Raw genomic sequence first — 13799 nt, 5'->3', positions numbered from 1 at the left:
TATACAAACAATACAGCCACGAAAGAGATGAGTCGTCAGACATTAAAAATGAAACTTATTAAATTGTCAGAGGTCTGTATTGAGTGTTAGTTGGAGGTGGGAAGGTGTCAATTTGGCTAATTTGCTAATGCTTTCGAATTGATAGATTAAAAATTGCATAGTTCTTATTTTATTTAAATATGAACTATGAGTTATTGTTGCTTAATAAGAAAACTGTTTCTTTCAATAGGAAAATTATCATCATCATATTTAACAAAGAATAGCACTAATTGCTAAAAATCGAAGTTTATTAAACCCCTTTTGCATCCATTAGTGTCTTTAGGAATATTCGCTATAAAATAAGGGTTGTGCTTAATGCTTTAAGAAAAATAGCAATTTTCCCTTGAATATCGTACTGGTGATGGAACGATGAATCTGCAAGCTGGCTTTTAACAAGCCAGCTCTAAAAGAAGGGAAATAAGAATAACTATACTCAAAAACTAACAGCCACGGTCATCATGATGTGGCTGTCAATGAAACTATAACCCAGGCGCTTTCCATAACGACGTCGTCAGTCCATGATCAACCAGCCCCAGCTGATCCTGATAAACTGCCTGCCACTTATCGCGTGAATCCTGATAAAGTTCATGCTTTTCCGGGTCTGGTGTGTGCGTCCGTTCCCAGCGAACCAGGCGTTCTCCGGTTTCTGCCATTGATGAAAAAATTCCGGCACCGACGCCAGCTGCAATGGCACATCCTAATGCAGTGGCTTCTTTGACCACCGGAATATTGACGGGTAATCCCGAGACATCAGCGAGAATTTGACTCCATAATTTCCCTTTTGAACCTCCGCCTGCAAAGACTAACGATGAAGGATGAATATTCGAGAAATCAGCAATTTGCTGCAAGTTACACGCTGATACAATCGCCGCATTTTCTTCCAGCGCACGGAACAATGTCGCTTTGTTACATTTATCCGGGTCAATGGACAAGTTAATAAAGGAAGGCGCAGCGTGATACCAGGTTTTAAAGCGCATTCTGTCGGAGAAGATCGGCATTACGCCCCACGACCCAGGCGGCACCCGACTGGCCATCTCTTCCAGCAGCGTATAGGTGTCGATGCCTAAACGTTCGGCAATCAGTTTTTCTTCGGCACAGAAAGCATCGCGGAACCAGCGCATGGTGAGTCCGGTAAAAAAGCTTATAGATTCAGCTTGTACCATGCCAGGAATAACATGAGGATTAACGCGCACGTTCATTTCTGGGTCTGTCACCGGCGCGGCTAAATTTACAACTTGCTGCCAGAATGTGCCGCCAAGAACCGCGGTTTGTGCCGGACGCACAACGCCTAACCCAAGGCAACCAAGCTGCACGTCGCCTCCTCCAACGACCACCGGAGTGCCCGCCTTCAGACCGCAGAGTTCCGCCGCTTGTGAACTTACCACGCCCAGCAATGTGCCGGTTTCTTTGACAGGAGAAAGAATATCGGCACGTAGGCCAGCCATATCCAGCAATGCAGGTTTCCAGTCACGGGTGGTTAGATCAAGAAGTCCCGTGGTGCCAGCGTTAGAGGGATCCACCGCCAGTTCGCCGCTGAGCATATAGGCCAGCCAGTCGCTGATCATGGTGATGGTTGATGCCTGACGGTAAATATCGGAACGATGGTGCGCCAGCCAAAGTAATCTGGGGATGGCACTTAAAGCCAGTGTTTGTCCGGTCGCGCGATAAACTTCGTTTTCAAAGGTATTGTTGTGCAGTTCTTTAAGTTCGCTAACTTCGCGTGCCGCTCTGGCATCCACATTGGCGCAGGCCCAGATCGGGGCTCCTTCATTATTATATAAAACAATGCCTTCACGCATCGAACATGCCGAAACGGCAGCGATATACTCCGGGGCTATGCCGGCGTTGTGCAGCGCCTGGCGCATACACTCACACGCCAGTTGCCAGTTTTTGTTGAGATCAAATTCCATAGAACCAGGAACGTCCGGTACTGCCAGATGCCGCCACTCCGCCTGTCCCACTGCTATTTGATTGCCTTCCAGGTCGAATATCACAGCCCGAATACTTCCGGTGCCTGCATCCAGCGCCATCAGGTAGTACTTTGATTCTGAAAGGGTAAAGAGTCGAGCCATTAGATTATCCTCGGCTTATGCGTTCTGTCTGTTCCTCTATACGTTCTCCATCATTCCCGGTAATAAGGTCATGCAAATTTAACTACGTAAAATCGCCGCTGCTGTGTCCTGATCGGTAACCAGTGCGTTGATATAACCGCCTTTCATTGCAGCGGCAATTGCTTCGGCTTTATTTTCTCCCCCTGCCACGCCAACCCGGACGGGTATGGTCTTCAGCGCGCTTAAAGGTAAGCCAATCAGTTCGTTATGTATTTTGATATTCGTGACAACGTCACCTTTTGAATCAAAAAAGTAGCCTAAAATGTCGCCAACCGCCCCTTTTCGGCCAATCATTAACTGTTCGCCCTGGCTGATATAACCGGAGCGAATGATTGTCGCATCGTCCTGTTGACTCACAGCACCAATGCCGACAATCGCCACATCCGCTGCTTGCGCGGCTAACAGAACATCTTTGACGCAATTTTCATTTTTTAGCGTACGGGCAATGTCAGCGGAGGATGCCCGCAACGGAGCCGGAATAATATTCACACTGCACGCCGCGTTAAGCTGCCCGATTCCCGTCATATAAGAACCGACGCCACCGGAGAGCGTGACCAGGCGAATTTGCTGTGACGAAATAAAACCACTTAAGCGTTGCAGCGTATTCATGGTTGCCTCGCCAAAACCAATCGCCAGCATCTGTTGTGGTTGAAGTAAACTCATCAACATATGCGCCGCGCCTATCCCCAGTCGCCCACCGACATCAGCATCCGCAAGCCCAGGGATCACCCGGACATGTTGCAGCGAAAACTGACGACGTAATTGAGTTTCATATTCCAGACAGCCTTCAAAGCGAGAATTAATCTGTACGCGAATAATGCCGGACTGATGCCCTTTCTCCAGCAATCGCGACACTTTCAAACGTGTCAGGCCGAGACGATCGCTGATCTCGCTCTGGGTCAGCCCGTCGTGATAGTAAAACCACGCGATCCGCGCGACCTGTTCTTCTTCACACATTCCCTGTTCTGAAATTGCCGAATCGTTGATTGTCATAATTCATTCTTCACTTTGAACATATTTAAATCTTTAATGCAATTGTTCAGTTCTTGCTCATTTATATCTGTGATGGCAACCACAGTTTGACTCTACGAGCATGAACAAACGCAACCGTGAAAATCAAAATAGCATAAATTGTGATCTATTCGTCGGAAATATGTGCAATGTCCACCTAAGGTTATGAACAAATTAAAAGCAGAAATACATTTGTTCAAAACTCACCTGCAAAACTGAACGGGGGAAATATGCAAACGAGTGATACCCGCGCGTTACCGCTACTTTGCGCCCGCTCGGTTTATAAACAGTATTCAGGGGTCAATGTCCTGAAAGGCATCGATTTTACGTTGCATCAGGGGGAGGTCCACGCCCTGCTCGGCGGCAATGGTGCCGGTAAATCGACGTTAATGAAGATTATTGCCGGTATTACCCCTGCTGATAGCGGTACGCTGGAGATTGAGGGCAACAACTACGTCAGATTAACGCCAGTTCATGCTCATCAGCTGGGTATTTATCTCGTTCCCCAGGAACCGCTGCTTTTCCCAAGCCTGTCGATAAAAGAAAACATCCTGTTTGGGCTGGCAAAAAAACAGCTCTCCATGCAGAAAATGAAGAACTTGCTGGCGGCGCTGGGCTGCCAGTTTGATCTGCATAGTCTGGCAGGATCGCTGGATGTCGCCGATCGCCAAATGGTGGAAATCCTCCGCGGGCTGATGCGCGACTCGCGGATTCTGATCCTCGATGAACCTACCGCCTCGCTTACCCCTGCGGAAACCGAACGCTTGTTTAGTCGCTTGCAAGAGCTGCTTGCTACTGGCGTGGGTATTGTTTTTATCTCGCATAAGCTGCCGGAAATTCGCCAGATTGCCGATCGAATTAGCGTGATGCGCGACGGAACCATCGCCTTAAGCGGCAAAACCAGCGAACTGTCTACCGACGACATTATTCAGGCCATCACCCCAGCGGTACGGGAAAAATCGCTCTCTGCCAGCCAAAAATTATGGCTGGAGTTACCTGGTAACCGCCCACAACATGCCGCCGGAACGCCGGTGCTGACACTGGAAAATCTGACCGGCGAAGGTTTCAGGAATGTCAGCCTGACGCTCAATGCCGGAGAAATTCTGGGCCTGGCTGGGCTGGTGGGGGCCGGACGCACAGAACTGGCCGAGACGCTCTATGGTCTGCGTACTTTGCGTGGCGGACGCATTATGCTGAATGGTAAAGAGATCAATAAATTATCCACTGGAGAACGTTTACTGCGCGGTCTGGTTTATCTGCCGGAAGATCGCCAGTCATCCGGACTGAATCTCGATGCTTCGCTGGCCTGGAACGTCTGCGCCCTTACTCATAACCTTCGTGGATTCTGGGCGAAAACCGCGAAAGATAATGCCACCCTGGAACGTTATCGTCGGGCGCTGAATATTAAATTCAACCAACCGGAACAAGCTGCACGGACATTATCCGGTGGCAACCAGCAAAAAATCCTCATTGCCAAATGCTTGGAAGCTTCGCCGCAAGTATTGATTGTCGATGAGCCGACGCGCGGCGTGGATGTCTCGGCCCGTAATGATATCTACCAGCTGTTGCGCAGCATCGCCGCACAAAATGTGGCTGTGCTGCTTATCTCCTCCGACCTGGAAGAGATCGAACTGATGGCAGATCGTGTGTATGTGATGCATCAGGGCGAAATTACCCACTCTGCACTGACCGAGCGCGATATTAATGTCGAGACTATTATGCGCGTTGCCTTCGGCGATAGTCAGCGTCAGGAGGCGTCATGCTGAAGTTTATTCAGAACAACCGTGAAATCACGGCACTGCTGGCGGTGGTGCTGCTGTTTGTATTACCCGGTTTTCTCGACCGCCAGTATTTAAGTGTGCAAACGCTGACCATGGTTTATAGCAGCGCGCAAATCCTGATCCTGCTGGCAATGGGCGCGACGCTGGTAATGCTTACGCGCAATATTGATGTTTCAGTGGGTTCGATTACCGGAATGTGCGCGGTGCTGTTGGGGATGTTACTGAACGCAGGATATTCACTACCTGTTGCTTGTGTCGCGACTTTACTGCTTGGTTTGCTCGCGGGATTTTTCAACGGTGTCCTGGTCGCGTGGCTAAAGATCCCTGCCATTGTTGCCACCCTTGGCACGTTAGGGTTGTACAGAGGCATCATGTTGCTGTGGACTGGCGGCAAATGGATTGAAGGGTTACCCGCCGAACTGAAACAGCTCTCCGCCCCGCTGCTGCTTGGCGTTTCAGCAATTGGTTGGTTGACGATAATTCTGGTGGCATTTATGGCCTGGCTGCTGGCAAAGACGGCGTTTGGACGCAGTTTTTATGCCACGGGCGATAATTTACAGGGCGCTCGTCAACTGGGCGTTCGTACTGAAGCCATTCGCATTGTGGCATTTTCGTTGAACGGCTGCATGGCGGCACTGGCGGGAATTGTGTTTGCTTCGCAGATTGGTTTTATCCCCAACCAGACCGGTACCGGGCTGGAGATGAAAGCAATTGCAGCCTGCGTGCTGGGCGGCATTAGTTTGCTCGGTGGTTCCGGTGCGATCATTGGTGCGGTACTCGGCGCATGGTTCCTGACGCAGATCGATAGCGTACTGGTGCTGTTGCGCATTCCGGCATGGTGGAATGATTTTATCGCGGGTCTGGTTCTGCTGGCGGTGCTGGTGTTTGATGGACGCCTGCGTTGTGCGCTGGAACGTAATCTACGGCGGCAAAAATATGCCCGCTTTATGACGCCACCGCCATCCGTTAAACCCGCTTCGTCAGGTAAAAAACGGGAGGCCGCATAATGCGTATTCGCTACGGTTGGGAACTGGCTCTTGCCGCACTGCTCGTTATTGAGATTGTCGCATTTGGTGCAATTAACCCGCGAATGTTAGATCTCAATATGTTGCTGTTCAGCACCAGTGACTTTATCTGCATTGGCATTGTCGCCCTACCGCTAACGATGGTGATTGTCAGTGGCGGGATCGATATTTCGTTTGGTTCGACCATCGGCCTCTGCGCCATTGCATTGGGCGTACTGTTTCAAAGTGGTGTGCCGATGCCGCTGGCGATACTCCTGACCTTACTGCTCGGCGCATTGTGCGGGCTGATCAACGCCGGATTAATTATCTATACCAAAGTTAACCCGCTGGTGATTACGCTTGGCACGCTGTATCTGTTTGCCGGAAGCGCTCTGCTGCTTTCCGGTATGGCCGGAGCGACGGGGTACGAAGGTATTGGTGGATTCCCGATGGCGTTTACAGATTTCGCTAACCTGGATGTGCTGGGACTCCCCGTTCCGCTGATTATCTTCCTGATATGTCTCCTCGTTTTCTGGCTCTGGCTGCATAAAACCCATGCCGGACGTAATGTGTTTTTGATTGGGCAAAGCCCGCGCGTGGCGCTTTATAGCGCGATTCCAGTTAACCGTACCTTATGTGCGCTCTATGCCATGACGGGGCTGGCGTCTGCGGTCGCCGCTGTGCTGCTGGTATCGTATTTTGGTTCAGCACGTTCCGATCTCGGTGCGTCGTTTCTGATGCCCGCCATCACCGCCGTGGTGCTTGGCGGGGCCAATATTTATGGTGGTTCCGGTTCCATTATCGGCACCGCCATTGCGGTTTTATTAGTGGGATATTTGCAACAAGGTTTGCAAATGGCAGGAGTGCCAAATCAGGTGTCCAGCGCCCTTTCCGGTGCGCTACTTATCGTCGTTGTCGTAGGTCGTTCCGTTAGCCTGCATCGCCAGCAAATTAAAGAGTGGCTGGCGCGTCGGGCCAATAACCCATTGCCATAAAGGATATCTTCATGACACTTCATCGCTTTAAGAAAATCGCCTTACTTAGCGCTCTTGGCATTGCCGCAATCTCTATGAATGTGCAGGCCGCAGAGCGTATTGCATTTATTCCCAAACTGGTTGGCGTGGGATTTTTTACCAGCGGTGGCAACGGCGCACAACAAGCGGGTAAAGAGCTGGGCGTTGATGTGACCTACGACGGGCCGACAGAACCCAGTGTTTCTGGTCAGGTACAGTTGATTAATAACTTCGTCAATCAAGGTTATAACGCCATTATCGTTTCTGCGGTTTCGCCTGATGGCTTGTGTCCGGCACTGAAACGCGCCATGCAACGTGGTGTGAGAGTGCTGACCTGGGACTCTGATACTAAACCGGAGTGCCGCTCTTACTACATTAATCAGGGAACGCCCGCCCAGTTAGGAGGTATGTTGGTGGATATGGCGGCGCGTCAGGTGAATAAAGACAAAGCCAAAGTCGCGTTTTTCTACTCAAGCCCCACCGTTACGGACCAAAACCAGTGGGTGAAAGAAGCGAAAGCGAAAATCGCCAAAGAGCATCCAGGCTGGGAAATTGTCACTACGCAGTTTGGCTATAACGATGCCACTAAATCGTTACAAACCGCAGAAGGAATATTAAAAGCGTATAGCGATCTCGACGCCATTATCGCCCCCGATGCCAACGCCCTGCCCGCTGCCGCACAAGCCGCAGAAAACTTGAAAAATGACAAAGTAGCGATTGTCGGATTCAGTACGCCAAATGTGATGCGCCCGTATGTAGAGCGCGGCACGGTGAAAGAATTTGGCCTGTGGGATGTGGTTCAGCAAGGCAAAATTTCAGTGTATGTCGCGGATGCATTATTGAAAAAAGGATCAATGAAAACGGGCGACAAGCTGGATATCAAGGGCGTAGGTCAGGTTGAAGTCTCGCCAAACAGCGTTCAGGGCTATGACTACGAAGCGGATGGTAATGGCATCGTACTGTTACCGGAGCGCGTGATATTCAACAAAGAGAATATCGGCAAATACGATTTCTGATGTGCATTACTTAACCGGAGTAAGTTATGGCAGATTTAGACGATATTAAAGATGGTAAAGATTTTCGTACCGATCAACCGCAAAAAAATATCCCTTTTACCCTGAAAGGTTGCGGTGCGCTGGATTGGGGAATGCAGTCACGCTTATCGCGGATATTTAATCCGAAAACGGGTAAAACCGTGATGCTGGCTTTTGACCATGGTTATTTTCAGGGACCGACTACCGGACTTGAACGCATTGATATAAATATCGCCCCGCTGTTTGAACATGCCGATGTATTAATGTGTACGCGCGGCATTTTGCGCAGCGTAGTTCCCCCTGCGACCAATAGGCCGGTGGTACTGCGGGCGTCAGGTGCGAACTCTATTCTGGCGGAATTAAGTAATGAAGCCGTGGCGTTATCGATGGATGACGCCGTGCGCCTGAACAGTTGCGCGGTGGCGGCGCAGGTTTATATCGGCAGCGAATATGAACATCAGTCGATCAAAAATATTATTCAGCTGGTTGATGCCGGAATGAAAGTGGGAATGCCGACCATGGCCGTGACTGGCGTGGGCAAAGATATGGTGCGCGATCAGCGTTATTTCTCGCTCGCGACTCGAATCGCCGCTGAAATGGGGGCGCAAATTATCAAAACCTATTATGTCGAAAAAGGTTTTGAACGGATTGTTGCCGGATGTCCGGTACCCATTGTTATTGCTGGCGGTAAAAAATTACCGGAGCGCGAGGCGCTGGAAATGTGCTGGCAGGCTATCGATCAGGGCGCTTCTGGTGTGGATATGGGGCGTAATATTTTCCAGTCTGACCATCCGGTGGCGATGATGAAAGCCGTACAGGCGGTGGTTCACCATAACGAAACGGCTGATCGGGCATATGAACTCTATCTGAGTGAAAAACAGTAACTGCGGATCTAAGGAGAAGAATTATGCACGTCACACTGGTTGAAATTAACGTTCATGAAGACAAGGTTGACGAGTTTATCGAAGTTTTTCGCCAGAACCACCTGGGCTCTGTACAGGAAGAAGGCAATTTGCGCTTCGATGTCTTACAGGACCCGGAAGTGAATTCGCGCTTTTATATCTACGAAGCCTATAAAGATGAAGACGCAGTGGCGTTCCATAAAACCACGCCCCACTACAAAACCTGTGTCGCGAAACTGGAATCTTTAATGACCGGGCCGCGTAAAAAACGTCTGTTCAATGGTTTGATGCCGTGAGGCGAATTTATCAATTTTATCTACAATTGGGGTAACGCGCTGACGGGAGTAAAAAAATGTCTGACTGGAACCCCTCTTTATATCTACACTTTTCCGCTGAACGATCGCGTCCGGCGGTGGAGCTGCTTGCCAGAGTGCCGCTGGAAAATGTCGAATATGTTGCCGATCTTGGCTGTGGCCCAGGTAACAGCACCGCCCTTCTACAACAACGTTGGCCTGCGGCCAGGATAACAGGCATCGACTCGTCTCCGGCGATGATTGCTGAAGCGCGCAGTGCTTTGCCAGACTGCCAGTTCGTGGAAGCAGACATCCGCAACTGGCAACCGGTACAGGCACTCGATCTGATTTTTGCTAATGCCTCACTGCAATGGCTGCCCGACCACTACGAATTGTTTCCTCATCTGGTTTCTTTACTTAATCCGCAGGGCGTGCTGGCAGTACAGATGCCAGATAACTGGCTGGAGCCGACCCATGTGCTCATGCGCGAAGTTGCCTGGGAACAAAACTACCCGGATCGCGGGCGTGAGCCGTTGGCTGGCGTTCATGCTTACTACGATATTTTGAGCGAAGCCGGATGTGAGGTCGATATCTGGCGAACCACCTACTATCACCAGATGCCGTCACACCAGGCGATTATCGATTGGGTGACTGCCACTGGATTACGTCCGTGGTTACAGGATCTGACCGAGAGCGAACAGCAGCTTTTTCTTAAGCGCTACCATCAGATGCTGGAAGAGCAGTATCCACTGCAAGAGAACGGACAGATACTGCTGGCATTTCCGCGTCTGTTTATTGTTGCCCGGCGTATGGAGTAAATATCACGTCAGCTGGTAATGACGATCGGGAAGAATTTTTGCTGGAATTTCGGCTTCATCGTTCATCTGTAACAGGTCAATTTCAATAGCGTTGCAGATGGCATCCAGTGGTAAATCATTGTTTTCAGTACCGAACGGATCTTCCAGTTCTTCCGCCAGACAATCCAGCGAAATAAAAGTGTAGGAAATCAGCACAGAGATAAAAGGCGTCATGTAATGCAGGTCCACGACCAGCGCGAACGGCAGCATGATACAAAACAGATAAACGGTACGATGCAAAATCAGGGTGTAGGCAAAGGGAATTGGCGTATAGGCAATGCGCTCGCATCCTGCCAGGACCGCTGAAATATCATTAAGCCGATCGTTGAGGCTAATAAACAGGATATCTGAAAGCTGTCCATTGCGGCGCTGAACCGCCAACCATTCTCCCATTATTAACAAGATACGGTTAGCTGGAGAGTTCGAAGCCAGTACACGCTGAAGATCTTCAGTCTTGAGATAATGAGCCAGCACTTCCGCCTGTGGCTGTTTGCGTAATGTCATGCGTAAACAGTGGGCGAAAGCGATTTGCAGCCGGGCAAACTCCCTTACACTTGCCGAATCCGGCAATGTCGTTTTTACCTCGCGCAGTAACGACCGTGAGGCAATCATCAACTGCCCCCAAAGTTTTCGCGCTTCAACGTAACGGGCGTACCCGGCATTATTACGAAAACCAAGAAAAATGGCGATGGCGACACCGAGAATGCTGAACGGTGCGAGGGTGAATTTGATGCCCAGATGCGTGTACCAGGGCAGCATGAAAATAACAGCGATAGAAAAGAGAAAATTGAGTAGTAAGCGCGAGGATATCTTGGATAATACTGAGCCGTGCCAGACAAAAATACGGCGCAGCCAGTGTTGTTGTGGACGAACAATCATGGTTATCTTCAGGCGTGGAAAAGTCGCCCTATTAAACGTGATTACGATCACATTCTCAAGACGCTACTTACAAATTACCTACAAGCTTACAACATTAGCAGGCGCTGCATGTGGCACCTGTTAATGATAAAGGCATATAGGATGTTGTAACTAATATGGTGAAATAAGAAACCCGGTCGAAACCGGGTTCAGAAGTAACGGTGTTATTAGCACAACGGACGTACAGCTTCGCGCATCCCTTTTTCGAGAATCGCATCCAGGTCATTAGCAACCTGCTCGACCAGACCAGGCACTTGCGTCAGGTCCTGCTCCCAGTGGTCTTTTTCTGCCAAAACAATCGCTACCAGTTCCTGGGTGCCGATAACACGGTCACGATGCTGGCTCCAGAGTTGCTGATAACGTTCCAGCCAGTGTGCATCGTCCTGTACCGGATATGTTTCGCCGTTACGCTCACCACGATAGAACGCAATCAATGCCGCTAATGCGAAAGTAAGGCGCGCCGGAAGTGTGCCGTTTGCCTTCTGCCCTGCCAGCAGCTGTGGCAGGATGCGGGTGCGGAACTTGGTCATACCGTTGAGCGCGATAGACAGCAGCTGATGCTTAATGTACGGGTTACGGAAACGCCCGGTGACTGCACTGGCGAAAGATTCCAGTTCATCACGAGGCAAATCCAGTACCGGAATAATTTCTTCGTAGATAGCTTTTTCAACGAATGCGCAAATTTCAGCATCGTTCATCGCTTCACCTACGGTATCCAGCCCTGCCTGGAACGCCACCGGCACCAGCGCGGTGTGCGCACCGTTGAGGATTGCCACTTTGCGTTCTTTGTACGGTTTAATATCGTCAACAATCAGCACGTTGAGCGGATATTTGTCCAGACGCAGTTCAGTCGCTAAGGATTTCGGTCCCTGAATCACAAACAGGTAAAAGTGTTCAGCGGTGTCGAGAAAACCATCGTGATAACCCAGTTCTTCTTCCAGTTTAGCCACTTCATCGCGCGGATAACCGGTAACGATACGGTCCACCAGCGTAGAACAGAAGCTGTTAGCCTGATCCAGCCATTGAATAAATGCTTCTGGCAGTGCCCACTCTTGCGCATAGCGCAGCACCAGTTCACGCAACGCGTCGCCATTGTAGTCAATCAACTCACACGGAATGATGATCCAACCTTTATCCAGCGCACCGTTGAAATGGCTAAAGCGTTCGAACAGCAGACGGGTCAGTTTTGCCGGATAGCTTACCGCTGGCGCGTCATCGAATTTATCGCCCGCATGGTAGCTGATACCCGCTTCGGTGGTGTTAGAGAAAACAAAGCGCATTTCCGGGTTGTGCGCCAGTTTCAGGAATTCATCGTATTCACTGTAGACGCTGATTTCACGATTAACCGAGCGAATCAGACGCGCGTCGCTGACCGCTTCCCCCTTCTCATTCAGGCCACGGATAATGGTGGTGTACAGACCATCCTGCGTGCTCAGTGACGGCGGGAATGAAGTTTCAATCGGACGAACAACGACCACGCCAGAATTCAGATCGGTGTGCTCATTCAGGAGATCGATTTGCCAGTCAACAAAGGCGCGCAGGAAGTTACCTTCACCAAACTGAATGATACGTTCTGGATACTGTGCACCGGGAAAATCGCGACGATTTAGTGTTTTCACAATGGGTTCCCTTCTGATTAGTCATACAACCTGTTTGAATTGGTACGACAGGTTAGCAAACTTTAATACGCCGAACCCCTGTTTTGATCAACTCCTGATGATTAATGAGCAGTTTTATGAGAAAAGTGTGGCGCGGATCATGGTTTAATCGAGGAAAAACGCCTTTTCCTGGATCATAAAGTGGTAGAACACATTGCATTCAAATCGCGCGTAATGAATAAAGATGTCAGACAACTTCCTCACCGTAACGCATAGTGCTGGTACGGTTGCGCCCATCTTTCTTCGAGCGATACAGACACGTATCGGCTTCGACCATCAATTTATTAAAGTCATCGGTCAGCGTTAGGTACGATGCGCGACCACTACCGACGCCAATACTTACCGTGAGATAAAGCGTTTTTTGTTGCCAGGTGAATGGTTGCAGTTCAACGCCTTTACGGATTTTTTCCGCCATTAGCAGACCATCGACAGGATTCACCGACGGCACTGCAACAGCAAATTCTTCGCCGCCCATTCGCGCCACCAGCCCCTTATCACCGACAATCTTCTGAATATGCCGGGCAAACACGCTTAACACTTTATCGCCACATTCATGTCCATAGTTATCGTTAATGCTTTTGAAATAGTCGATATCAAGCAGCATGACAGTCAGATGTTGTGTCTGTTTCAGCGATGGACTTTTCAGCGCCTCATAAAGACCGGACCGTGAGTAAACCTGAGTCAGAAAATCAAAGTCGGCTCGCAGCGCAACTTGCTTCATTAGCGAATTGATCGCTGCCACGCTAAAAGAAACCATAATTGGGCATATCGCCATCGTGGCAATACCGAGACGTGCGGAGAACATTTGCGGAATGGAGAACGGCGAACCGACCGAGATATCAATCACCGAATTTGCCACCAGTACGATTTCCACCGCACCGGTGACAAAGGTCAACAGACATGTTACCTGCGGCGTATAGCGCACTGCACACCAGATTAATGCAGGCAGCGGGAACGCCAGACTCCCCGCTCCGCCAATGACTACCGAGGCAATAACCGACACAATAAGCGCGATGGCGGGCATCATCTGTTCTGCTTTAAAGCGCGGCAGCACTCCAGGAATAGCCAACGTCAGCATACAAGGCACGATCAACACGCCCGTTGAGAATTGCTCACTGAACCAGTCCGCAAGCAAAGGCCAGAAATCCAGACTATCAATACTGACCGAACCAAGATAG

The 13799-nt window shown here is 50.0% G+C and carries 11 protein-coding genes and 1 pseudogene; 7 read left to right on the top strand and 5 right to left on the bottom strand.

Features of this window, described 5'->3' with window-relative positions; genetic code table 11:
* Window positions 1–518: 518 nt before the first annotated feature.
* On the bottom strand, window positions 519–2111 hold the full coding sequence (lsrK, locus tag KXD89_RS11085; protein ID WP_000113108.1) for an autoinducer-2 kinase: 1593 nt from the start codon (window positions 2109–2111) through the stop codon (window positions 519–521).
* A gap of 78 nt (window positions 2112–2189) precedes the next feature.
* A complete protein-coding gene (lsrR, locus tag KXD89_RS11080) occupies window positions 2190–3143 on the bottom strand; it encodes a transcriptional regulator LsrR (RefSeq protein ID WP_072647340.1) in 954 nt (317 codons plus the stop codon).
* 248 nt (window positions 3144–3391) lie between these two features.
* Here lsrR and lsrA point away from each other — a divergent pair, with 248 nt between their 5' ends.
* Genes lsrA through tam form a run of 7 tightly spaced genes read left to right on the top strand, consistent with a single transcriptional unit; the run spans window position 3392 to window position 10006 of the window.
* Entirely contained in the window at window positions 3392–4927 is a 1536-nt protein-coding gene (gene lsrA / locus KXD89_RS11075; RefSeq protein ID WP_001194860.1) for an autoinducer 2 ABC transporter ATP-binding protein LsrA, read from the top strand.
* Complete coding sequence (gene lsrC / locus KXD89_RS11070; protein ID WP_000911184.1) at window positions 4921–5949, top strand: autoinducer 2 ABC transporter permease LsrC; 1029 nt, start codon at window positions 4921–4923, stop codon at window positions 5947–5949. Before lsrA ends, lsrC begins: the two co-directional genes overlap by 7 nt.
* The gene (gene lsrD / locus KXD89_RS11065; protein WP_001222721.1) at window positions 5949–6941 is read left to right on the top strand and encodes an autoinducer 2 ABC transporter permease LsrD; all 993 of its coding nucleotides are present in this window, start codon (window positions 5949–5951) and stop codon (window positions 6939–6941) included. The genes lsrC and lsrD overlap by 1 nt, the downstream gene beginning before the upstream one ends.
* An 11-nt stretch (window positions 6942–6952) precedes the next feature.
* The gene (lsrB, locus tag KXD89_RS11060; RefSeq protein WP_000172465.1) at window positions 6953–7975 is read left to right on the top strand and encodes an autoinducer 2 ABC transporter substrate-binding protein LsrB; all 1023 of its coding nucleotides are present in this window, start codon (window positions 6953–6955) and stop codon (window positions 7973–7975) included.
* 26 nt (window positions 7976–8001) lie between these two features.
* On the top strand, window positions 8002–8877 hold the full coding sequence (lsrF, locus tag KXD89_RS11055) for a 3-hydroxy-5-phosphonooxypentane-2,4-dione thiolase (protein WP_000774165.1): 876 nt from the start codon (window positions 8002–8004) through the stop codon (window positions 8875–8877).
* A gap of 23 nt (window positions 8878–8900) precedes the next feature.
* Window positions 8901–9191 (top strand): (4S)-4-hydroxy-5-phosphonooxypentane-2,3-dione isomerase, encoded by a 291-nt coding sequence (lsrG, locus tag KXD89_RS11050; RefSeq protein WP_000558527.1) that lies wholly within the window; start codon window positions 8901–8903, stop codon window positions 9189–9191.
* 56 nt (window positions 9192–9247) lie between these two features.
* Window positions 9248–10006, top strand: a complete 759-nt coding sequence (gene tam / locus KXD89_RS11045) for a trans-aconitate 2-methyltransferase (protein ID WP_001286597.1) — start codon at window positions 9248–9250, stop codon at window positions 10004–10006.
* A gap of 3 nt (window positions 10007–10009) precedes the next feature.
* On the opposite strand, the gene KXD89_RS11040 is transcribed toward tam, so the two are convergent.
* From KXD89_RS11040 to KXD89_RS11030, 3 genes and pseudogenes are all read right to left on the bottom strand, one after another.
* Window positions 10010–10924, bottom strand: coding sequence for a bestrophin family protein (locus tag KXD89_RS11040; protein WP_001313828.1), 915 nt, complete (start codon window positions 10922–10924; stop codon window positions 10010–10012).
* A 206-nt stretch (window positions 10925–11130) separates the two neighbouring features.
* The gene (gene uxaB / locus KXD89_RS11035) at window positions 11131–12582 is read right to left on the bottom strand and encodes a tagaturonate reductase (RefSeq protein WP_000854633.1); all 1452 of its coding nucleotides are present in this window, start codon (window positions 12580–12582) and stop codon (window positions 11131–11133) included.
* A 226-nt stretch (window positions 12583–12808) separates the two neighbouring features.
* Window positions 12809–13795 (bottom strand): annotated as a pseudogene (locus tag KXD89_RS11030) (diguanylate cyclase); the annotation flags it as partial.
* Between the last annotated feature and the right edge of the window lie 4 nt (window positions 13796–13799).

The sequence above is a fragment of the Escherichia sp. TC-EC600-tetX4 genome (assembly GCF_019356055.1).
GTDB lineage: Bacteria > Pseudomonadota > Gammaproteobacteria > Enterobacterales > Enterobacteriaceae.
Note: the sequence above shows the minus strand (reverse complement) of the source record. Positions and strands in the feature narration are given on the sequence as shown.